At 42.0% G+C, this 21,531-nt stretch carries 19 protein-coding genes; 6 read left to right on the top strand and 13 right to left on the bottom strand.

All coding sequences use genetic code 11. The annotated features are described in order from the left end of the window. Window positions 1–93: 93 nt before the first annotated feature. Both hydG and hydE read right to left on the bottom strand, forming a co-directional pair. Window positions 94–1,488, bottom strand: coding sequence for a [FeFe] hydrogenase H-cluster radical SAM maturase HydG (gene hydG / locus DESDI_RS02615; protein WP_015261084.1), 1,395 nt, complete (start codon window positions 1,486–1,488; stop codon window positions 94–96). Further along, window positions 1,476–2,519: a [FeFe] hydrogenase H-cluster radical SAM maturase HydE gene (hydE, locus tag DESDI_RS02610; RefSeq protein ID WP_015261083.1), complete on the bottom strand. Its 1,044-nt coding sequence runs from the start codon at window positions 2,517–2,519 to the stop codon at window positions 1,476–1,478. Before hydE ends, hydG begins: the two co-directional genes overlap by 13 nt. Window positions 2,520–2,838: 319 nt before the next feature. Between hydE and DESDI_RS02605 the strand changes: the two genes are divergently transcribed. Then, on the top strand, window positions 2,839–3,447 hold the full coding sequence (locus DESDI_RS02605; protein WP_015261082.1) for a hypothetical protein: 609 nt from the start codon (window positions 2,839–2,841) through the stop codon (window positions 3,445–3,447). Between the two features lie 111 nt (window positions 3,448–3,558). Here the strand turns inward: DESDI_RS02605 and rpsI are convergent, their stop codons facing one another. Together rpsI and rplM are read right to left on the bottom strand one after the other, a co-directional pair. After that, window positions 3,559–3,954: a 30S ribosomal protein S9 gene (rpsI, locus tag DESDI_RS02600; protein ID WP_015261081.1), complete on the bottom strand. Its 396-nt coding sequence runs from the start codon at window positions 3,952–3,954 to the stop codon at window positions 3,559–3,561. 21 nt (window positions 3,955–3,975) lie between these two features. Beyond that, the gene (gene rplM / locus DESDI_RS02595) at window positions 3,976–4,410 is read right to left on the bottom strand and encodes a 50S ribosomal protein L13 (RefSeq protein ID WP_015261080.1); all 435 of its coding nucleotides are present in this window, start codon (window positions 4,408–4,410) and stop codon (window positions 3,976–3,978) included. Window positions 4,411–4,844: 434 nt separating this feature from the next. Between rplM and DESDI_RS02590 the strand changes: the two genes are divergently transcribed. Beyond that, window positions 4,845–6,263, top strand: a complete 1,419-nt coding sequence (locus DESDI_RS02590; protein WP_015261079.1) for an IS30 family transposase — start codon at window positions 4,845–4,847, stop codon at window positions 6,261–6,263. 328 nt (window positions 6,264–6,591) lie between these two features. Here DESDI_RS02590 and DESDI_RS02585 read toward each other — a convergent pair whose 3' ends face one another. After that, window positions 6,592–7,743 (bottom strand): MGDG synthase family glycosyltransferase, encoded by a 1,152-nt coding sequence (locus DESDI_RS02585; protein ID WP_015261078.1) that lies wholly within the window; start codon window positions 7,741–7,743, stop codon window positions 6,592–6,594. A gap of 330 nt (window positions 7,744–8,073) precedes the next feature. Here DESDI_RS02585 and DESDI_RS02580 point away from each other — a divergent pair, with 330 nt between their 5' ends. Genes DESDI_RS02580 through cybH form a run of 3 tightly spaced genes read left to right on the top strand, consistent with a single transcriptional unit; the run spans window position 8,074 to window position 11,641 of the window. Further along, window positions 8,074–9,153 (top strand): hydrogenase small subunit, encoded by a 1,080-nt coding sequence (locus DESDI_RS02580; RefSeq protein ID WP_015261077.1) that lies wholly within the window; start codon window positions 8,074–8,076, stop codon window positions 9,151–9,153. 17 nt (window positions 9,154–9,170) lie between these two features. Continuing rightward, window positions 9,171–10,883, top strand: coding sequence for a nickel-dependent hydrogenase large subunit (locus DESDI_RS02575; RefSeq protein ID WP_015261076.1), 1,713 nt, complete (start codon window positions 9,171–9,173; stop codon window positions 10,881–10,883). 17 nt (window positions 10,884–10,900) lie between these two features. Then, window positions 10,901–11,641, top strand: coding sequence for a Ni/Fe-hydrogenase, b-type cytochrome subunit (gene cybH / locus DESDI_RS02570; RefSeq protein ID WP_041219226.1), 741 nt, complete (start codon window positions 10,901–10,903; stop codon window positions 11,639–11,641). Between the two features lie 241 nt (window positions 11,642–11,882). Here cybH and DESDI_RS18005 read toward each other — a convergent pair whose 3' ends face one another. The 6 genes from DESDI_RS18005 to DESDI_RS02550 all read right to left on the bottom strand — a co-directional run bounded on the left by DESDI_RS18005 (window position 11,883) and on the right by DESDI_RS02550 (window position 14,562). Continuing rightward, window positions 11,883–12,050: a hypothetical protein gene (locus tag DESDI_RS18005; protein WP_015261074.1), complete on the bottom strand. Its 168-nt coding sequence runs from the start codon at window positions 12,048–12,050 to the stop codon at window positions 11,883–11,885. A gap of 273 nt (window positions 12,051–12,323) precedes the next feature. After that, window positions 12,324–12,503 carry a hypothetical protein gene (locus DESDI_RS18155; RefSeq protein ID WP_083879832.1) on the bottom strand — a complete coding sequence of 60 codons (180 nt, stop codon included), beginning with the start codon at window positions 12,501–12,503 and terminating at the stop codon, window positions 12,324–12,326. 134 nt (window positions 12,504–12,637) lie between these two features. Further along, complete coding sequence (locus DESDI_RS02565; protein ID WP_015261073.1) at window positions 12,638–13,189, bottom strand: DUF1643 domain-containing protein; 552 nt, start codon at window positions 13,187–13,189, stop codon at window positions 12,638–12,640. 277 nt (window positions 13,190–13,466) lie between these two features. Then, window positions 13,467–13,823, bottom strand: coding sequence for a hypothetical protein (locus DESDI_RS18225; RefSeq protein ID WP_242825430.1), 357 nt, complete (start codon window positions 13,821–13,823; stop codon window positions 13,467–13,469). Window positions 13,824–13,867: 44 nt separating this feature from the next. Next, complete coding sequence (locus DESDI_RS18220) at window positions 13,868–14,101, bottom strand: macro domain-containing protein (RefSeq protein ID WP_015261072.1); 234 nt, start codon at window positions 14,099–14,101, stop codon at window positions 13,868–13,870. A 44-nt stretch (window positions 14,102–14,145) separates the two neighbouring features. Then, a complete protein-coding gene (locus DESDI_RS02550; RefSeq protein ID WP_015261071.1) occupies window positions 14,146–14,562 on the bottom strand; it encodes a hypothetical protein in 417 nt (138 codons plus the stop codon). Window positions 14,563–15,539: 977 nt separating this feature from the next. On the opposite strand from DESDI_RS02550, the gene DESDI_RS02545 reads away from it, so the two are divergent. Continuing rightward, window positions 15,540–16,802 carry an IS1380-like element ISEcp1 family transposase gene (locus tag DESDI_RS02545; RefSeq protein ID WP_000608644.1) on the top strand — a complete coding sequence of 421 codons (1,263 nt, stop codon included), beginning with the start codon at window positions 15,540–15,542 and terminating at the stop codon, window positions 16,800–16,802. 592 nt (window positions 16,803–17,394) lie between these two features. Here the strand turns inward: DESDI_RS02545 and DESDI_RS02540 are convergent. Together DESDI_RS02540 and DESDI_RS02535 are read right to left on the bottom strand one after the other, a co-directional pair. Further along, window positions 17,395–18,297: an RNA-binding domain-containing protein gene (locus DESDI_RS02540; protein ID WP_015261070.1), complete on the bottom strand. Its 903-nt coding sequence runs from the start codon at window positions 18,295–18,297 to the stop codon at window positions 17,395–17,397. Further along, window positions 18,290–21,370: an ATP-binding protein gene (locus DESDI_RS02535; RefSeq protein WP_015261069.1), complete on the bottom strand. Its 3,081-nt coding sequence runs from the start codon at window positions 21,368–21,370 to the stop codon at window positions 18,290–18,292. Before DESDI_RS02535 ends, DESDI_RS02540 begins: the two co-directional genes overlap by 8 nt. Window positions 21,371–21,531 lie beyond the last annotated feature (161 nt).

The raw sequence follows: 21,531 nt of genomic DNA, 5'->3' as shown, positions 1-21,531 counted from the left end.
ACGTAAAGTCCGAAGAGGAAGGCCTCCGGTGGATGGTTTCAGGAGTTCACGCCCGAAGGTCCGGTTGCGCGAAAAACTACTGACCCCAGCCGTCTATAAAAACAGATCTCTCTCTCCCTGTCTGATGAGCTCCAGATTCTTGCGCACAAGGGCTTGGATGTCAGAGCGGGCGATCTTCTTCACTTCTCTAGTGATAAGTTTTTCCCCTTGCTCCAAAATTTCTTGATCCCCGTAGTCCTGAATGAATTCCATAAGGGTCATAAGAGCGTTGGGGCCACAGACATTTTGAATCTGTCCTGATTTCGCTAGCTGCATGAAGCGATCCCCTGTTCGTCCTTGCCGGTAACAGGCTGTGCAATAGCTAGGTATAAAATCGTTCTTCATCAGGTCTTTAAGCACTTCCAAAGGAGTTCGGTGATCTCCGACTTCGAACTGAGCTGTCCCTTTGCCCTCCGCCTGTTCTTTATAGCCCCCTACTCCCACCGTAGAACCAGCACTGATTTGGGATACTCCATAATGAATGACTTCTTTGCGCAGCTCGGCGGTTTCCCGAGTGGAAAGGATAAGCCCTGTATAGGGTACGGCTACCCGGAAAATGGCGACAATCTTCTTAAAGGTGGCATCATCCACCAAATGAGGGAATTCTGCCAGATCCATTCCCCCGGCTTTTTTAAGCCGCGGTACAGAAATCGTATGAAAACCCACCTTATACTTCTCTTCCAAATGATCGTTGTGGAGAAGGAGTCCCATGACTTCGTATTTATAATCAGCAAGGCCGAAAAGGATACCGCCCCCCACATCTTCAATCCCGGCCTCCATGGCACGATCAAAAGCGGTGGTATGGTAATCATAATCACCTTTAATGCTTTGGGGATGGACCCTCTCATAGGTGGGGCGATGGTAGGTCTCTTGGAAGAGAATATAGGTGCCAATATTCCTCTCCTTAATCTCACGGTAATTTTCCACCGTGGTGGCCGCGATGTTCACATTGATGCGGCGAATAGCGCCGTTTTTGTTTTCTGTGGTGTATATAGCATCGATGGCCCCTAGGACATAATCCATATCACAATGAAGCGGATCTTCGCCGGCCTCTAAAGCGATCCGTTTATGCCCCATCTTCTCAAGGAGCTTGACTTCCTCTTGGATCTCGGCGATGGACAGCCGACGCCGGGGAAAGGAATTATCCCTGCGGTAGCCGCAATAGACACAATTATTGACACAGTAATCACTGATATAGAGAGGAGCAAATAGTACGATTCGATTGCCGTAAATCTTCTTTTTAATTTCTCCGGCCACTTTGAAGAGCCTTTGTAGAGTGTCTTCACTCTCAATCTGCAATAGACTTGCGACTTCTTGGTGGGTTAAGCCCTTTGCCGCTTGAGCCTTAATCAAGATATCTTCAATCTCTTTAAGACTGGGGGACTTTGTCTGCATCAGCAAAGTCTCAATATATTTCTGATCGATAAAATCTGCCTTTACCTTCTCCACGTTGGATGATCACCCCTTCCCATATTGACCTCAAAGCCTGCACCGATAATGCGCTTTTCAATACACCCTCGGCAATGAGCCGATTCGTCACCGGTCCAGATCTTGCCATCATAGAGCTCATATTTGTCCCTAACTTTAACCGGTGAGAGATTGGGCATGACCACATTGGCCCCGACTTTAATAGCCTTCTCCCATCCCAAAGAATCCAAAGTTCCCATGGCCGTCGTGGAAGGAAGCAAGACCTCCGGCAAAAGCAGCCGAGTTAAAGCAAGCATTATCAAGGTCTTTTCAACTGTCCCGCCCTTAATCCTACCAAGAGGGGTCTGCCCATGGGGTATAAAGGGTCCAATGCCTACCATTTCTGGCTCTAGAACTTTCAAAAACATTAAGTCCTGGACAAGATCTTCGTTGGTCTGGCCCGGCAAACCTACCATAAACCCCGCTCCCACCTGATAACCAATATCCTTTAAATGCTTGAGACATTGGCGACGGTTGTGGAAATTCGAGTCTGGGTGTAAGCGTTGATAAAGACTCTCGGAGGCGGTTTCATGGCGTAATAAATAGCGATTGGCACCTGCCGCAAAAAGTCTTTGATAGCTTTCATAGGGCCTTTCTCCAAGGGATAAGGTAACGGCGGCATCGTGAAACTCGGCTTTAATAGCGGTTATAAGCTCAACTAAGCGTTCATCGGTATAGTAGGGGTCTTCCCCACTCTGAAGGACATAGGTACGATAGCCGAGGATATGCCCCTCCCGACAGCAGTCCAAAATTTCTTCCTGAGTAAGGCGATAACGATCCACCTTTGGGTTATCTCTGCGGATTCCACAATAAAGACAATTACGGATACAGACATTAGAGAACTCGATAAGTCCCCGAAGATAGACTTGCCTTCCGTAGTGCTTTAGACGAGTTTGGTGACTATACGTAGACAAGAGCTCTTGAGCTTCAGAATCCAGATGATCCAGAAGGTAGAGGAGCCCTTCCGGAGAGCTAGTGTTTTTATGGTAAAGCTCATCGAGAATGGGCTTCACTATCGAAATGACTTGTGACGATGTTTTTATAGCCGTAGCGGAGCCCTCCTTACTAAGAATAGCGTTTTGTCTTTATCATTGGGTAAGAGAATGACACTATGCTTGGCTCTGTCTTGCTGAACACAGTAAAATCTGACCCCATTCTATTTTTGCTATCACATAATGAGTATGCAGTTGCTGATGGGAGTGATGACAAGATGGTTCACCATGTAGGCGAAAAAAATTTCTAACCAGCCTAAACTATAGAACTCAGTATTGTTTACTTGAACTTGGGCAATCTAGATGAGGTTGTACATCTTTTATTTCGAGGAGGTTAATCATGACTATTAAAAGAACTGCTCCAGGATTAGAAAGCCTAGTCGGACTGAAAACAGAAATGGAAGTAGCGGAAGAATTAAGCACTCTAAAATCACAGTATGAACAAATGCAACAATCTATTTCTAGCTTGCAGTCCAATCTTAGTTCACAAAATAGCGCTACGGGACAAAGCCAAAACCAAAGCCAGCAACTAACTCAACTGTTTGATCAAATGACTCAGTTTAAAAGTCAATCCAAACAAGAACAATCCCAAAGTTTAAATCAGTTGCAGACAGCCCTACAATCCGCAACTCAATCCATAAATCAGGCAAGTCAAGCGATCCAATCCTCCAAGGCCTTGTCACAAATGAACGATTTCATCGAACAGGCTCAATCTCAACTTCAGAGCATGTCTCCAAGCAGCCAACAGATGTCTCAAGGTTCTCAAATGGGGCAGGGTTCTTCGCTGCAGATGAGCCTGAGCTCTAGTATGGGGCAGGGAACGACCATGGGAGGATCCTCTATGGGAACTTCTATGGGAACTTCCATGGGACAAGGAACTTCCTCGCCGATGGAGCAAAAGATTCAACAAAACGGCCAAGATTCCCAGATGGGTCAAAGCCTCCAGTAGTAATTAAAAATTATTTTAAAAAATCCCCCAGCCGCTGTGTGGGGGATTTTTTAATATAGTCAAAAAACCCCCAAACCATATAGGTTTGAGGGTTCCAATATCTTTGAAAGATTAACGTTTTGAGAACTGTGGAGCTTTACGAGCTTTTTTCAAGCCGTATTTACGACGCTCTTTCATACGTGGGTCACGGGTGAGGAACCCTGCACGTTTCAGAGCTGGGCGCAAGCTGATATCTGCTTTCAGAAGAGCACGAGCAATTCCGTGACGCAGAGCACCTGCCTGTCCTGTGGTACCGCCTCCATGAGCGAGAGCGATGACATCATATTTACCAACAGTATCGGTTATCCCGAACGGTTGTTGAACGATCATTTCTAAAGTTTTCTTGCCGAAGTATTCAGCAAGTTCTCTTTTGTTAACGATAATTTTTCCTTCTCCAGGAATTAAACGAACACGAGCTACCGCATTTTTACGGCGTCCTGTACCTTGATATTGTAATTGTGCAGCCATGATTTAACTTCCTCCTTCCCGTTATTGTTGAATGGTCCAAACTTCGGGTTGTTGCGCTTGATGCGGATGGTTTTCATTACGATACACTTTAAGCTTCGTATACATCTGTGCACCCAGCTTATTATGAGGAAGCATTCCTTTTACGGCATGCTCAACAGCTCTTTCAGGCATGTTTTGCATTAGCTTTCTGTAAGGGGTTTCTTTCAAACCACCAGGATAGCCGGAGTGACGGCGATACATTTTCTGATCTAATTTCTTACCAGTTAAAACAACTTTATCCGCGTTGATGATGATCACATGATCTCCTGTATCAACATTAGGAGTAAAGGTTGGTTTATGTTTACCTCTAAGGATACGAGCAGCTTCAGTAGCCAAACGACCCAAAGAGAGATCTGCAGCGTCAATGACATACCATTTACGCTCCACCGCATTCGCTTTCGCAAAGAACGTGGACATGATATTCCCTCCATCAATTCCGTATTTCAGTCCGATCCGCTTCGTGGGGCTCAGGCACTAGGCAGTTATGCAGATTTATGGGGCTCAGGCACAAATAACAGCATAAAGACTCATATTGGTATTTTATAAAACGTGACAGTAAATGTCAAGGAAATAATGTATTCCAGCAATTTTTTCTAAAAAAGTTTCTCGTCAGAGCATTTGCTGATAAGATTATTTGCTACTCAAAAAGAATAACCTACTCTCTTTAAATTTACAAGGGAACTAGGCACTAAGATAAAGTCAATTTTGCCAAACTTAATTTCCAAACTAAGTTCCACCCCTTCACTTGGGAAAGTGGAATTTAATTTGGAAAGATTAAAGGGTGGAATTCACTCAGACAAATAGGTTATATTGGGATAGCTGTGTCCCGGTAGAAAGAAAGAGGGACTGACATGGCTAACCAAAAACATTTAACCTTTGATGAACGGGTGACCATCTCTTCGCTTTTGGATAAAACCTACTCTTTTAAGGCAATCGCTAAAGAATTAGATAAGGATTGCACCACCATCTCCAAAGAGGTTCGCCGCCATATCATCTTCAAACGGATAGGCTGTCAAGGCAATGCTTACAATGCTTGCCGCCACCGCTATACTTGCGATCATAGGCTGCTCTGCACACCCTGTCATTATTCGCACCGGCCCAGCTTTTGCCGCCGCTGCAAATTATGCAATGCTATGTGCCCGTCTTTTGAGTGTCAACTCTGCCCACGACATGCCAAACCGCCTTATGTTTGCAACGGATGCGATAAGCTTAATAAGTGCACTTTGGAGAAACGCTTTTACCATGCTGCACCAGCCCATACCGAATATCAGGCAGTTCTTTCCGAAGCCAGACAGGGTATATCTCTCTCGGAAGATGAGGTAAAACACCTCGACTCCATCATTTCCCCTCTCATCAAAAAGGGGCAATCCCTGAATCATATCTGTGCCAACAATAAGGATTCCCTCATGGTTAGCAAAAGCACCCTCTATCGTCTAATTGACTTTAATATTTTCACCGCAAGAAACATCGATATGCCACGGAAAGTACGCTATGCTAAGCGCAAGATAAAAAGACAGCTCAAGGTCGACAAGGCTTGCCGAATCGGTAGAACCTACAATGACTTTCAGCATTTCCTCAACGAGAATCCCCACCTACCTCTTGTGGAAATGGACACCGTAGAAGGTCGTAAAGGGGGCAAGGTTCTTCTTACCCTTCATTTCGTGAAGGCAGAATTCATGCTTGCCTTTTTACGGCAAACCAACGATTCTCAATCCGTCATCACTATCCTGGAAGACCTTCAACTCAACCTTGGCCAAGACATCTTTATGAGGGTTATGCCGATTTTGCTGACGGACAATGGTTCTGAGTTCTCTAACCCAAATGCCTTGGAGTTTGACCAACAACAAAACCGCAGAACTCATCTGTTCTACTGCGATGCCTCTTCACCTGGGCAGAAAGGCTCTGCCGAGAGGAATCACGAGCTGATCCGCTATTTTATTCCTAAAGGCACCCGTATGGATGAGTTTACCCAGGTCGACATCAGCCGCATGATGGACAACATCAATTCCTACAGTCGACAAAGCTTGGGGAATAAATGCCCTTATGACATGTTGGCTTTCCTCTATGGGGAAGATCTTCTTAAGGCATTGGGGTGTCACAAAATTCCGCCCAATGAGGTCATCATGAATTCCTCTCTTTTTAAGGAGACTGCCGTCCATTGTCTAGGCAATCCATGGGGTTATACCGATGAGTCAGGACGGGAGACCAGTTATCTTGATGCCTATCGGGCTATTGAAGAACAACGCAAAGAAATGACAGAAAAAAATTAACCTCACCCGTTAATTTCTTCCTGTCATGACACTACCGGGAAGCAGCTTCATACCCCATTAAACCGGGTGGAATTTACTATGCGAAAAAGTCTACTAAATTCCACTCGCAGATACCTGCGCCCTTTTTCAGCTGCTTTTACACCGGATTTGGCCCTATTTTAATCCAAAACTGAAAAAAAGTCACCCTTTTCTTTTCTACAAACAAGAATGGGTGACTTTCAGTGGAATTTACCTCGATAAAGTGGAACTTACTTTGAAATTCAACCTCAATTTTGCCAATAGTATCTAGTTTACTGATAGGGTTTAGTTAGTTCCGTCTTAAAACTAACTAACTTACTCGCTTGCTATGCTGGCTTACAGGATTACGGAGCTCTAAGATATACTCTACAGCGCGTTCTGCTGCATGACCGGGCAATACCCTTGAGGCAGCTATCCGCATCCCTTCCCTTACCTCCAAGTTCTCTAGGAGGATAGCGATGATCCGGTTGAGCTGCTCCTCTGTGTAAGCGATGCGGCCGGCACCCTTTCTCAGCAAAAATTCGGCATTCTCTTCTTCTTGACCCGGTATGGGTTTATAGGTAACGATGGGCAAATGTTTCGTTAAGGCTTCTGTGACCGTTAAGCCCCCGGTTTTGGTAATCACAAGATCGGCCACGGTCATGAGCTCCTCCACATTGCGCACGAAGCCGAAAAGTAGCACTTGATGCTTGGAGGCCGAGGCCAAAGGCTTAAGGGAACGATAAAGCTGTTTATCTTTTCCACAAACAATGATTACCTGGACGGGATTTTCTCTTTGAACGAGCATCTGACAGACACTTACTGCACTGCCCAAAACCCCATAAGCTCCGCCCATAATCAAAACTGTGGGGACCTGTTCATTCAGACTGAATTGCTTCATTAAGGCTTGACGATCCAACTGCTGTTCAAATCTTATACTTACAGGTATTCCCGTAATTTTAATGCAATCCCGATGGATGCCACGGTTGACTAACGCTTCAAGTACTTCTTCTGAACCCACCAGATATAAATCAACGTCCTGATGCACCCATTGACCATGAATGCCATAATCCGTCACCACCGTAGCCAAGGGGACATTAAGCCGCCTTTCTTTTTTAAGCTGGGAAAGAACACCGGCAATGACCGGATAGGTGCAAACGATGAGATCAGGCTGTAGGGAATGAATGTATTTTAAGAATTGACGACGCCCAATACCATTGAGGAAGCGTTGAAACAAGGAACCTTCTGAAATATCAGCGGTCTTATAATAGAATTTCCCCCAGAGCTTGGGGGTGTACTTTATCATATCGATATAAGTAGTTTTAAGGGTTGAGTTCAAAGGCCTATTAATGAATTCGCCAAAATCGACATGAATAACTTCGGCCTCCGGGTTCTTCTGCAAAAATCCTTCGATTACCGCTTCAGCAGCTTTTACATGTCCTGCTCCAAACGCAGCCGAAATGACTAATACCTTTAAGCTCATAACCGGCCTCCTCAAAAAATTATGCTCTTTTGCATCTTTGCTACCCTATTCTATCAAGGAAAAGTTAATATCTTATTTATGAAACGTTAAATTTCTATTAAATTCTTTTTAATTAATGCTTACTACTTGTCTCTACTTTTAGAACCTCGGAAATCAAGCTTTTAGAACCTCGCCTATTAATGAGTAAGGCCTTCCACAAACAGCAGCCTCCTGGATAATCGGCAATCACCATAGTTGGCGAATAATTTACCACAATAATGCAAATCTATAAGGTATTAAACAAAGGCATCATTATTGAAACGAGTCTTGTTCATCAAAGGAGGGTTGCTAATGGCCGAAGATACCTATTATCAATGGGCTCGCCGTAAAGGAATATCCCGTCGTAACTTCTTAAAATTTTGTACGATGACCGCTGCTATGTTGGGCTTAGACTCTACTGCCGTACCCAAAATTATTAAAGCTCTTGAAACTAATCCCCGACTTCCCGTTATCTATTTAAGTCTACAGGAATGCACCTGTTGCGCAGAATCCTTTATCCGCAGTGCACATCCGCTTGTTTCTGATCTAATCTTTGACATGATATCCCTTGACTATATGGAAACCTTGCAAGCAGCCGCGGGGACCCAGGCCGAATCTGTTCGCTTAAAGACCATGAAAGACTATTATGGCAAGTATATTTTAGTCGTCGAAGGAAGTGCTACCTTAGGTGACGGCGGGGTATATTGCACAATTGGCGGAATGACTGCCAATGACCTTTTAAAGGAGTGCGCTGACGGAGCTGCTGCAGTCATCGCCTATGGATCTTGTGCCACCAATGCCTGTATCCAGGGCGCTTATCCCAATCCCACGGAGGCTGTTCCTATCCGGCATATTGTCAAAAACAAACCGATTATCGATGTACCAGGTTGTCCACCCATCGCCGAGGTTATTACCGGAACTATTGTCCATTACATTACCTTCGGAGAGATTCCTGAGCTGACCAGCCTCGGTCGCCCCAAAGCCTTTTATTCCAAGCGTGTTCATGATGGCTGTACTCGACGAGCCTTCTTTGATGCCGGTCAATTCGTCGAGCAATTCGATGATGAAGGAGCAAAGAAAGGTTGGTGTTTATATAAAGTAGGCTGTAAAGGTCCTGTGGCCTACAATGCTTGTGCCGTAACCGAATGGAATAATGGGGTAAGCTTTCCTGTCAAATCGGGTCATCCTTGCATGGCCTGCTCTGAAAACAATTGGTATGCCACGAGTACGCCGTTTTATACTCACCTAGCGGACATTCCCAATAACGCTATAGGCAAAAATCCCGATGAACTGGGCATGGTTGCTGTTGGAGCTGCAGGGGTTGGTGTCGTCGCTCATGCTGTAGCAACAGCTGTCACGAAAAACAGCGAAAAACGCCATAAGGAAGATTAGGGGGAAACACTGAATCTATGGCTAATAGAATTGTTATCGATCCCTTAACTCGGATAGAAGGTCATTTACGCATTGAAGCCGTTGTGGAAGGCACTAAAATTACTGACGCCATGAGTTCGGGTACAGTATTTCGGGGTATTGAGAAAATCGTTGAGAATCGAGATCCCCGTGATGTTTGGTCTTTTGTCCAAAGAATCTGTGGGGTTTGTACTCATATTCATGCCCTAACCTCGATCCGTGCTGTTGAAGATGCCCTGGATTATCGAATTCCCAAAAACGCCAACTTTATCCGCAACATTATGACACTTTCCCAGATGGTTCATGACCATGTGGTGCATTTTTATCACTTACATGGTTTTGACTGGGTCGATGTTCTAAGTGCTCTTAAGGCTGACCCTAAAGCAACCAGCAATTTAGCAATGTCTATCTCCGACTGGCCTAAATCATCCGCAGGTTATTTCCGCGATATCCAAACCAGAGTCAAAGGCCTTGTTGAAAGCGGACAGCTGGGGATTTTCGCCAATGCCTACTGGGGACATCCAGCCTATCGTCTCCCACCCGAAGCCAACTTGATGGCCGTAGCCCACTATATTGAAGCCTTGAATTGGCAAACTGAGATAGTCAAAATCCATACCATTTTTGGTGGAAAAAACCCTCATCCCAATTATCTCGTGGGTGGCCATGCCTCGACTATTAACTTAAATGATGTACATGTCGTCAACATGGAGCGTTTAAACTTAGTAAAAGCGAAAATTGATGAAGCACAGGTTTTTGTGGACAAGGTATTGATTCCAGATGTTATGGCAATCGCCAGCTTCTACAAGGGCGACCTCTGGGGTGGCGGAATCGGCAACTTCCTTTGCTACGGTGGCGTTCCACTTACCGATATTCGCGACTCGGATAGCTTTCTCTTTCCCAAGGGGGCCATTCTAAACGGTGACCTCACCCAGCTCTATGACGTAGATCTTAAAGACCCTGAGCATATAAAAGAGTTTGTCAACCATTCTTGGTATCACTATGCAGATCCCAAGGCTGGCTTACATCCTTGGCAGGGACAAACCGATCCAGCCTATGATGGCCCTCGGCCACCTTATCATAATCTCGATGAAAATAAAAAATACAGTTGGATTAAGACACCCCACTGGAAGGGCCACCCTATGGAAGTGGGACCTCTCGCCCGAGTTATGGTAGCTTATGCCGGAGGCAATCAGGAAATCAAGGGTCTCGTTGATGACGCCTTAAAGCGTTTAGAACTCCCGCCCAAGGCCTTGATTTCAACCCTTGGTCGAACCTTGGCTAGAGCTTTAGAAACCAAATACTCCGTGGATCATCTCGCCGGTTTTTACGCCGACCTCATTGCCAACATTAAGTCAGGTGATACCCAGACCTTTAATCCGGAAAAATGGGATCCCAGCCGTTGGCCGGCAACGGCACAGGGAGTTGGGTTTGCCGAGGCCCCTCGGGGAGCTCTTGCTCATTGGATTAAAATCCGCGATGGCAAAGTTGAAAGCTACCAGGCCGTTGTTCCAACCACTTGGAATGCAGCTCCCCGAGATGAAAAAGGGGGCAAAGGGCCTTACGAAGCCTCTCTCCTAGACACGCCGGTAGCAGTCCAAGATCAGCCCTTAGAGTTATTGCGGACTATTCATTCCTTTGACCCTTGTCTAGCTTGCGCCACCCATCTTATCTCTCCTACAGGGGAGGAATTAGCCAAGGTAAAAGTTCTCTAAAGGATGTGTTTTTGCCTATGAATGAAACATTCAAAAAGCAACCCAGCAGTACGAGGCCTTCAAGCTTGCGCCAACCCACCTATGTATGGCAATTGCCTATACGACTTTTTCATTGGATCAATGCTACTGCCATCGTCATTTTGTTTATTACAGGCATGTATATCGGCAACCCCATCCTCGTGGCACCCGGAGAAGCTGTCGGAAACTTTGTCATGGGTAACATGCGTTACTGGCATGGCATCACAGCCTACATCTTTACCGCCAACCTTCTTTTTCGTTTGTACTGGTTTATAGTGGGTAACGAGTTCGCAAAGATGCGTTTCTGGCGCAAAGAATTTTGGCAGGATGCTGTCGCTACTTTAAAATACTATCTATTTATGACCCATGAGCATACTACTCATGTGGGCCATAATTCGATGGCCCAGCTCATGTACCTTATCTTCATTTGGTTTGCAAGCATGGTTATGATCCTCACCGGTTTTGCTATGAGGGCTACAGCCACTCCCGAGGGTGTACTCGGAGTTTTCTCTTGGGTCATCCCTGCTATGGGCAGTGAAAATCTCGTCCGCATGTTTCATCATCTATTCGCTTGGGGCTACGCAGCATTTCTCCTCGGCCATCTCTATATGGTCTTCCGGCAGGATATCTTAGATGATGACGGCACCGTCTCTTCCATGATCAACGGGTACAAGTACGAGCTGGAGGTCAATATTAAGCCTGATGATCTTGAGAATACATCAGAGAGTAAGAAGAGGTAGGGTACTTGAAGCCTGCAATCGCTGGTTAATCCACTCGCGTCCAACCTGAGCAAGCCACATTTTGAATGGTTCAGCAACGTTTTCCATCTGCAGCTTTCAATTTCAGTTGCTTACAATTTGTAAGCAACTGAAATCCTTCCTCTCGAAATACAAGCCAGTCCCAAATACGAAGGCACATTCGTATTTGGGGCTGGCATTTGTTTTACCGCTAAAGCCACACATAACCATGTGTGGCTCTTCTTTATTCCGATGGACCGTCTTCCTCTTTTATGGCGATGACTTTGATTCCGGGAGACGGCTCTCCAGCCATGAATTCCGCTTCTCCCTCCTGCTGAGCTTTTGAAAGGATATCCATGGCATCAGCGACTTTTGCTGCAAGTTGAAAGTACATCTTTTTATAATCCGGCATCCTGTTCTTTTCCCCCTATCTCAAGCAGCGGCAAGGCTCACGGTAATGGTCCGTCCTGCCGTCTTCTTTTATAGGGGAAATTAAAAAGCGCATGCGAGGCTTTTTCTTCCTACACATGCGCTATGCTTCGTTAATTACTGAAACCTAAAGACCCAACCCCGTCAAGCAGAAACAAACCAACAGTTCCTTTCTTGCCCGGGTCAGGAATAGGCTGAATATCCGGCTGCGTGAAGCCGCACAATCTGCTCCCTGCCAACATCCCATTACATTCGCTCAACCCGCAGCACAGGCGCCTTGCTTGTGCATAAACGGGCAGCATTGTTCGAGGGTTAAGCGTCTGTTAATGAGATTGCCCGTATCATCGCCATAACCACCAGTGTAGAAACGGTATATAAATATTGCATCCGTCATAGCTAATGCACCCGTTATGGTGTCGGCCTCCAAACCGCCCATCGACCCGCTTTGTCGAGTATAAAAATCAGTTCTGTTAACCCTTTTTTCATCGCCACGTTCTCCTTCAAAGTTTTAGTGTGACTTCATTCTAAACTTTTCTGAGGGGCATATGATCGCTTCCAAAGCGACAAATCTCACCTAAAATAATGAGCAACTTCGTAGCCAATATATCTTGAGGCTAACGGCAGACGGGACGGATGGCGAGGATGTCCTTCAACAGTCACACAATTGATTATTTCACCCTCTTCCTTGCCAAATGCAATCCAGCGGCAAGAATATTTAATAGCAAGATCATTTATATCCCCTAAACACTCTACAAGGTATTCCCGCGTCATTATTGGTTTTCCCCAAGCCGCCCACAGACTTAAGTTACCGCACTTCAAAATCGTCGTTATGTGTTGTAGATTTTGAATATGCCACTCTTCGTTTCTTATCTGATCTAAACCATTCGGGTCTGTCGTGCGTTGTGGGTAGATATTTAGCATCAACCACCCATCATAACCATTGAGGTTTGCTATTTTTTCGACCATATGTAGCGTCTTGTCGGCGTATTGGTTATTTGCGGTACTTGGATTTATTCCAAAACAAATAAGTGGATTATTTCCAGATACACCTAAGACAAAACGTTTATGAATATCATCGCCTTCATAGACATTCGTAGTAATGCCCCAGTTGTAGTTTCTCATACCTATCCCTCCAACAGCGGCTGATCGTACTCGATCAGCACTTCATTTATCTCAAAAACGTCGTATTTACCGTTTGTTATAAAATATTCTACATTAACGTCGAACTTGACTGTACGGGAGAGGGCATATATCGCACGCTCCAAAAGGTCGTCGGCTTCTCCAGTGCAATGGCGAGGGCAATCGCAGTGCGCTTACTTGGCACATAGCCTTTGAATTCTTCTAATCTTAGATAACAATTTTCGGTCAAGGTTGGCGCGTTTATAAATTTTGACATCCATCATTTCCTTGGCATCAATAAGACTAAGTAGCATGTGGGGAAACGGCTCGTCAAGTTGCCGACCGAATCATCAAGTGGGACAGGCGCACCAACGGATGGGGCGAGCATATCTTCAAAAATAGACTCGTTGTATTTGCTAACATCCTTGTCAGCTTCGTATAAGGCATCCCGCTCTACATCAAGTAGTTGCCGCCGACGGATATGGTGTTCTGCGACATAATGATCGTACATGTAGCTTTCATCTGCTCCAAGCAGTTCACTGCTGATGGTGAATGCTGACTTGTCAAACACTACAAGAATCACATCAAGGTCGCGGTTTGTAAGTAAATCTTGAATTCCGAGGTAACTTATTTTCAAAGTCTCTTTTCAATGAGTTCATATAGGTGACACGGAGGTGCTGCTCATTCAGCTCCTTGTTCCACTGCCGATGGGCGGGACCAGCAGCGTGGATGACGAAAATTTTGCCGGGAGGTTGAAGCCCAGCGTAATAACAGCTCACCCGTGTTAATCGCGGCTAGTTTATAACAAGCAGCTTGAAGTTGTGCCGCTCCCACCGCTTTAAATATAGCTCCGCAAACCCAATCGCACATTTGCAAATCGGTGTTGGCGGCGTTGACGATGCTGCCAACTTTCATTTTTGTGATGTCCTGTCGGACGATAATAGAGGCATAAAGCCACCTTAAATGTTTTTAACTTGATTCATTGCTTGAATTATTTTTTCTGTAAAAGACCGCGGTGAATTAGCGTAAAAATAGGGACCGTTTCCAAGATACGCTTTTATTTCTCCACCGGCATCCACTACCAGTCTGGCCATGTTGTTTGTTTTCCCGGAAGACGATTTATACCAATACTCCAAAGTGTCACCGTTAATTACCGCTTTCACACCACGGTAAGTATTTTTAACTATATCATCAATGGTACTTTGAGAAACTCCGGCAAACGACCCCTCCGCTTTTTGTGTAACATCAGATACCGTGTTCACAGCATCGACCACCATTTTTGTGGACGGTACAGGGGGTTTTCCCTTAATGAACAAATAACCAAGGATCGATGTTGCCACCGCAGCCGCCGGAATAATAGCTTTAGAAATTTTCATGCCTTTTTCTCCCTTTCAGTTTAATTGAATCATGGTTGACACCTACTTCTCATCGGTTATATCTATAAAACCACCGCCGAATAACCAACTGTGTGTCTCTATAAAACGGATAAACATATAGCAAAACTGATCACACGATATGGCGGGGTGCATCTCAGCGGCTCCATTAATCTCCTCTAAACGACGGTCCGGAATTACATCAGCACACGGCAATGCGTCTGAAGTCGATCGGTAGCTAGTTTGTATCTTTGAATCCGCAATTCATCTTCCTTGCTTGGATTTTGGATACGGTCAAGTCCATATTATCTATTAAATCCGCCAGTTTCACACGTCAAGCGTATTCATTTGGCATAATACGACCATTTGAAATCATCATAAGATTCGCCTTTTCGCTTTGTCAAGCAGTCTAGAGCAGTAATAATCTCATGGCCAAAACCCTCCAATTTTAGATCCTTAAAAGTAATATTTATGTCCTCTATCACATCATGTAGAACAGCACAAACCTTCGCATATTCGCTTCGTAATTTATCATTACTCAAAGCGGATGTAGAATATACGAATTTCCGCCTTGGTCAACCTGACCATCATGTGCTTTCGTGGCGATCACAATCGCTTTGAAGTATCTGTCATATGCTAGTACACAGCCAAGCGATCCCATTAACGCTGTCGATCAGCTTCTCGTGACCGAGCTGGTCGTCCGTGCTGGATCGCATCGAAGTCACGTCGTGTCCAGACACCAGCTCCTTGACGTACATTTTGTCATTCAGGGCATAGGCGAGAGAATATTCATACCTAGATTCTACGTCAGTACTTCAAAAAGCATAATCAAAGCCTTGATAAATATGCGTTCCTTCGAAATTCAGCTTTCACCCATTGGGTGAAAGAAAAGTGCTCAAAAATATGTTAAATTATCAGCTTTTATGACTCGATATATGGTAAAATAATAGTAAGAAAAGTAGTAAAAAGGGGTTCTAATTATGATTAATAAAATTGATTTCAAAGCTAAGAATCTAACATCAAATGCAGGTCTTTTTCTGCTCCTTGAGAATGCAAAAAGCAATGGGATTTTTGATTTTATTGAAAATGACCTCGTATTTGATAATGACTCAACAAATAAAATCAAGATGAATCATATAAAGACCATGCTCTGCGGTCACTTCATTGGCATTGATAAGTTAGAACGTCTAAAGCTACTTCAAAATGATCCCCTCGTCAACGAGTTTGATATTTCCGTAAAAGAACCTGAAACAGTGTCACGGTTTCTAGGAAACTTCAACTTCAAGACAACCCAAATGTTTAGAGACATTAATTTTAAAGTCTTTAAAAAACTGCTCACTAAAAGTAAATTGACATCCATTACGATTGATATTGATAGTAGTGTAATTAACGTAGAAGGTCATCAAGAAGGTGCGTCAAAAGGATATAATCCTAAGAAACTGGGAAACCGATGCTACAATATCCAATTTGCATTTTGCGACGAATTAAAAGCATATGTTACCGGATTTGTAAGAAGTGGCAATACTTACACTGCAAACGGTGCTGCGGAAATGATCAAAGAAATTGTTGCTAACATCAAATCAGACGATTTAGAAATTTTATTTCGAATGGATAGTGGCTACTTTGATGAAAAAATTATCGAAACGATAGAATCTCTTGGATGCAAATATTTAATTAAAGCCAAAAGTTATTCTACACTCACCTCACAAGCAACGAATTCATCAATTGTATTCGTTAAAGGAGAAGAAGGTAGAGAAACTACAGAACTGTATACAAAATTAGTTAAATGGGAAAAAGACAGAAGATTTGTCGTATCTCGCGTACTGAAACCAGAAAAAGAAAGAGCACAATTATCACTTTTAGAAGGTTCCGAATACGACTACTTTTTCTTTGTAACAAATACTACCTTGCTTTCTGAAAAAGTAGTTATATACTATGAAAAGCGTGGTAATGCTGAAAACTATATCAAAGAAGCCAAATACGACATGGCGGTGGGTCATCTCTTGCTAAAGTCATTTTGGGCGAATGAAGCCGTGTTTCAAATGATGATGCTTTCATATAACCTATTTTTGTTGTTCAAGTTTGATTCCTTGGACTCTTCAGAATACAGACAGCAAATAAAGACCTTTCGTTTGAAGTATGTATTTCTTGCAGCAAAAATAATCAAAACCGCAAGATATGTAATCATGAAGTTGTCGGAAAACTATCCGTACAAGGGAGTGTATGAAAAATGTCTGGTATAATAAGAATATCATCAATAAAATTGAGTGTTGCTCTGTGGATAACTTGCAGAGTTTATTAAGTATCATTGCAGCAAAGATGAAATCAATGATTTATCAAAAATGATTGAAAGGTGGTTGTAAATAATGTTACAATGTGTGAGAAGCAGTCTAAATTCTTCGTGAAATAGTGATTTTTGAAGCTAATAAAAAACACACGTGGAATTTAGGTCATATACAACGTTTAAAATTCAACTTTACCCCTACACTGATAGGACAGTCCGTAAATCATCCAGTGATAAACTTCCTTATGGTACTTTTGACTATCCCCAACGCTTTAAACTAGCATCCTCCGGACTGGTGTAAAACGACGTCTGAAATTTGGCGAAAAACTCCGAGGGCACCGTTCCAATATCCACAGTGGAAGACATCGGCAATATTATTTTCTTCGCTCCCGCATCAAAACAAACCTACAAAGTATTTTCCAGTTCCTCAACTTTGCTGATCGTACTACAGATGCTCATATTATGCTTTTATCAGTTTCACACCTTTAACCACGCGTATGTCAAGCAAAAGCCGAAATATTTTGACCTTTGAAGCAAAATCAAATTAATATTTAATGTATCTTTACACATATATGGTAGAGGCATGTGGTTTTACCTGATCGGTTATGGGTTGTTGTCATAAACCTGATGTCGGAGTATGAATAATCCTTATCCGCATTTATATTTGATGAGATAAGCATTACTGGATAGGCATGCTTTCCAGCATGGTCGCAATACTTATCCCAAAAAGAACCAAAATCTTTCACTTTGACATATGACAAGCATACATTAAATGCATTTCCTGCTGTGTCATAAGAATATATTTTGTCAAGATGAGTATCAATGTAACTAGTGTTTAAGCTATCTAAATTGAGAGCTTCGATAAGAGTAAAAGGCATACCGTTTTTTTCAACAAAAATATCAACTTCGCCAGACAATTTTCCAGTGGCAGAACTTCCTCGTCGAGATTGATCTTTTATGCAGTGTCCGCTTGTTTCAAGTAAATCAACAATAAAGTCATTACGCTCATCTTCTGTAACATTCACATAGAGCTTGCGCGCTTGAAGCTTAATACAAGCCAAGTAAAGATCACGAATAAATAAATCGGCTTGTGACTCTGTATTCTGCGTAGGTTTGAAGTAAATGTCGCTTGCAACCTGTTTAACTTTGATTGCATAAATATTTTTGCCATCAATTGTAAGACTCCCGAAGTCTATTCTCGGCTGCTCAGACAATAAGCCTAGTGCCCGCTTGATGGGTTCATCTATCTTAAATTCAGGACTTATTCCATTCACGGAATACTTATCTGCATTTTTGCTTGCTCCGATTACGATATACCCATATTCATCTGTCGTATTTGAGAGCGCAGCAATAAACAAGGCTAAATTTTGTGGTCTGAATTCTAATTCTCTGCAAATAAGGTTTTTTGAAGTTGGCTCCCTCAACAATTGTTGCACTTCGGTAATATCAACCATTCTCTCTTATGCTCCTTAATAGAATTTTGTTAACGCCAGTTAGCTTTAATATTTTGCCAAATGTAATTTTTTGTGGATTGCTTTTCCCATCTTCAACCCATAATTCACAATCTTTCTCGTAATCAAGAAGATCCAACTCAGAATCATAATATAAAATTATTTGTCCATAATCAGATGGGCGCGCAATTATGTAAATTTGAATATCATGCTTTTTGACAATAAAAATCGTTTTACTGATTTCAATGCATTCTGAAACATCGTACTCAGCTTGTTTACTTAAATATTCGATAACATTATTTTTCGAACGTGCGAGAATTTCTTTTACATAGTTAAATATTCCAAAATCAGGTTTAGAGTTATGTATAAAATCTGCGCCGAGTACATTATTAGATAATGCTCTACTTAACTCATCTTCTGTTGCTATTCCCCATTGCGCAAGAAGTTCCTTCGAGATTTCCACCGCTTCTCTTGAATTACATTCAATGGCCGAACGAGACAATATCCTTTCTAATTCTTGCATTCCGGAAACACCATATTTTTTTAACATGTCGTTATATTCATCCACTTTGAACATATTTTCGGCGATATCATTATCGTTATAAAACCAATGTAGATTAGTTAATAATTCTTTAAAACAATTTTTGACTGTTTCATTGGCCAAATTCTCTCTAAGCCAAAGATATGTTTTTTGAAAAACCTCTTTCTCCTCGGAATTGTTCCGCCCTATATTGTTTTTGTTCTCCTTCACATACTTGGTGATCTTCTCGGAAATATCTTCTAAATAAACAGTTCTATTTTTAGGTAGCTTCAAATAAACGTCTTTTAATAACAATGTTTCACGCACATCATATCCGGCATATTTACATGCATCTTTAAGAATTTCTTCAATTTCGCCTGAATCAAGAGACAACTCTGCACACTTCTTAAAACTACCATATTGATCAGGCAATATAGCGATTCTATCAAGTAAATTTTCTTGCTCATATTTAACTAATATTTGAATGAACCTTGACAACCAAGTAACTGCCTTTTGTTCATTAGAAAAACAACTTCGAGAAGTAAAGTTTTCAACGCATTCATACGATCCTATCTGCTTGCTTATTTTCTCTCTCCAAAATTTTAATGCTGCCTTAAGAATCTCCTTTGAATGTTTTGATACTTTATTTCTTTTCCAAGAATCTTTATTAAAGAGGTTCAAAAAATCATCTTGTTCTTCATTTTGTTCAGCTTGCAAGCAAATAATTCTTTTATAAAAATCCTCTGCTTTCGGATTGGGAGTATGTAACTTCTTTTCAATTTCTGAAAAAACATCTTCTAATGTAAAATTCTTAACAATAGGCAAGAATTCATATTTAATACTGCTATCCAATAATTTGCTTTTGAAATCGAGCTCAATAATCTCTGAAATTGTTTTGTAGATTTCATCAATATCGCAATCAAGTGCAATTGCATCTATAGTGCAAAATTTACCATGTTGATTTGGTACAATACATGGGTTTCTAGAAAAACAGTTTTGAAAAGCATTTTCTTTTGTGTAGAATAGCGCCAATAATTCATTTAGCCAATCGCTTACATCATTTATAACATTTTTCGACAACTCATCTATGTTGTCGAACGTTTCTACTCGTTCAATTAAGTCGACTATACTATAGGTGCGACACTCCTCCCATAAAGAATTGTACCAGCACTCTAATTCTTCACGTTTTGTAATCATATGAGGAATGATTTTGCTTGATAGTGCCCACACTTTGTCCCTTACAGTTTTATCTGCATCTTTTGGAATAAGTACGCAGGGGTTGCCCCAGTCATCAAACAGAGTTTTTTTCTCACCACTCTGCGTACACACGAGTGGGATTTCTTTAATGCGGGATTTTAATGAATCGATTACTTCTTGCTCAAACCATTCTTTTGATATCCAATCTTTATCAGGCTGCACAGGAATTTTTACAATGTTGTAAATGCCTTCATAATCTTTTTCCAGAAAATAGTCCAACATCTCAATATAGAGCTTACAAGCTTCCACCAACTTTTGCTTGTTTTCCGTTGTATGTTCATGTTCTATATTCGTTAGATGAATTCCATTTCGAGGTTCTGTTGGATTGAACAGTGAACTGTTTACTACTACCGGAAATGAAAAATCATTCGTTCCCAAAAGTGGAAAGTCACAAAATATTCTTGGTAGCTGAGAATCGTATTTTGCTATGAAATTATATTTTTCATGTGCTTCAACTTCCACAGCGATAGATAAATCATTCGTTCCCAAAACAAAAATATATCTATCTTTATTTTTGCCCTCTGTTGTGATCGTGGTTCTTGTTGCCTTCGCATTTCTGAGATTGGTTTCAATTATCTCTTCCCGGCTAATTTTTTGAACATATTGGCCGCTTGTGACTATTATTGAACTTATTTCGGGAACAAAAGCAAATACATATGGAGCAGAAATAAGTAGGTTTTCCAGCCCTTTTTTTGCGGTTAACACTCCCGATTCATTCAAAACGTAAGTAAAACAAGTATTAAAATCGTTTTCATTTATTTTTTTAGCATTATCAATTAAGGTAGTGCTTTTATCTAACTGAAAACAACTTTCTTGTATCGCATATATTATTGATTGTTTATTCGTACCGGATCGGTCTAAAACAACACTAAAAGAACATGGGGATTCACCAACATCCTGCAAATATCCAGATACCCTTACTTCTTCTGATAGCAAATGCGTAGTTAAGAACCCAGTTCCAAATTTTCCTGTAGTCCTCTTGTTCTTTTCATCAGTTATTGTGCGATCTTTTGTAGAAACTTGCTCTATCAGGAAAACAATATTCTCTGTTGAGAATAGCTTGCCATTATGTTTGAATTCAATCAATTTGTTGCTTTCGTCAAAGTTAATAAAAATGTCAACTTTTCCTCTGGAGTTAACAACATCCTTTGCATTTTGAATGAGTTCCCAAATCCATCGGTAAGAAGTTGTACTATCATTCTTTAATTTCAATTGTATCAACATGTCAATGATTTTATTTGCAGCTTGTGATTCTTGAGCTCTATTCCGCAATTCTTGTATTTTCTTTGAGAATTCCATCTATGTCCCCCTATTTTAATTATTCAACAGCATATGCCATGTTTTTTGTTACAGGATAACAAAAAGTTCTACATTTTGCAGAGTATTTATTCCCTATCACTCATGTTTCCATGATCTAATTGCACTTCGAGGGATTAAAAACTCTATAGCACGAGTCGCTG

The organism is Desulfitobacterium dichloroeliminans LMG P-21439 (genome assembly GCF_000243135.2).
GTDB lineage: Bacteria > Bacillota > Desulfitobacteriia > Desulfitobacteriales > Desulfitobacteriaceae > Desulfitobacterium > Desulfitobacterium dichloroeliminans.
The sequence above is the reverse complement of the archived record's forward strand: the minus strand, read 5'-3'. Positions and strand labels throughout refer to the sequence as shown.

Bases quoted from the DNA above. Each gene is read 5' to 3' on its own strand.
- DESDI_RS18155 (WP_083879832.1), bottom strand. From the start codon at position 12,503: ATGGGCGGTTTGGAGGCCGACACCATAACGGGTGCATTAGCTATGACG.
- DESDI_RS02585 (WP_015261078.1), bottom strand. From the start codon at position 7,743: ATGAGCTTAAAGGTATTAGTCATTTCGGCTGCGTTTGGAGCAGGACAT.
- DESDI_RS02590 (WP_015261079.1), top strand. From the start codon at position 4,845: ATGGCTAACCAAAAACATTTAACCTTTGATGAACGGGTGACCATCTCT.
- DESDI_RS18220 (WP_015261072.1), bottom strand. From the start codon at position 14,101: ATGAAAGTTGGCAGCATCGTCAACGCCGCCAACACCGATTTGCAAATG.
- cybH (WP_041219226.1), top strand. From the start codon at position 10,901: ATGAATGAAACATTCAAAAAGCAACCCAGCAGTACGAGGCCTTCAAGC.
- DESDI_RS02580 (WP_015261077.1), top strand. From the start codon at position 8,074: ATGGCCGAAGATACCTATTATCAATGGGCTCGCCGTAAAGGAATATCC.
- DESDI_RS18005 (WP_015261074.1), bottom strand. From the start codon at position 12,050: ATGCCGGATTATAAAAAGATGTACTTTCAACTTGCAGCAAAAGTCGCT.
- DESDI_RS02575 (WP_015261076.1), top strand. From the start codon at position 9,171: ATGGCTAATAGAATTGTTATCGATCCCTTAACTCGGATAGAAGGTCAT.
- DESDI_RS02545 (WP_000608644.1), top strand. From the start codon at position 15,540: ATGATTAATAAAATTGATTTCAAAGCTAAGAATCTAACATCAAATGCA.
- DESDI_RS02605 (WP_015261082.1), top strand. From the start codon at position 2,839: ATGACTATTAAAAGAACTGCTCCAGGATTAGAAAGCCTAGTCGGACTG.
- DESDI_RS02565 (WP_015261073.1), bottom strand. From the start codon at position 13,189: ATGAGAAACTACAACTGGGGCATTACTACGAATGTCTATGAAGGCGAT.
- DESDI_RS02550 (WP_015261071.1), bottom strand. From the start codon at position 14,562: ATGAAAATTTCTAAAGCTATTATTCCGGCGGCTGCGGTGGCAACATCG.
- DESDI_RS02535 (WP_015261069.1), bottom strand. From the start codon at position 21,370: ATGGAATTCTCAAAGAAAATACAAGAATTGCGGAATAGAGCTCAAGAA.
- rpsI (WP_015261081.1), bottom strand. From the start codon at position 3,954: ATGGCTGCACAATTACAATATCAAGGTACAGGACGCCGTAAAAATGCG.
- DESDI_RS02540 (WP_015261070.1), bottom strand. From the start codon at position 18,297: ATGGTTGATATTACCGAAGTGCAACAATTGTTGAGGGAGCCAACTTCA.
- rplM (WP_015261080.1), bottom strand. From the start codon at position 4,410: ATGTCCACGTTCTTTGCGAAAGCGAATGCGGTGGAGCGTAAATGGTAT.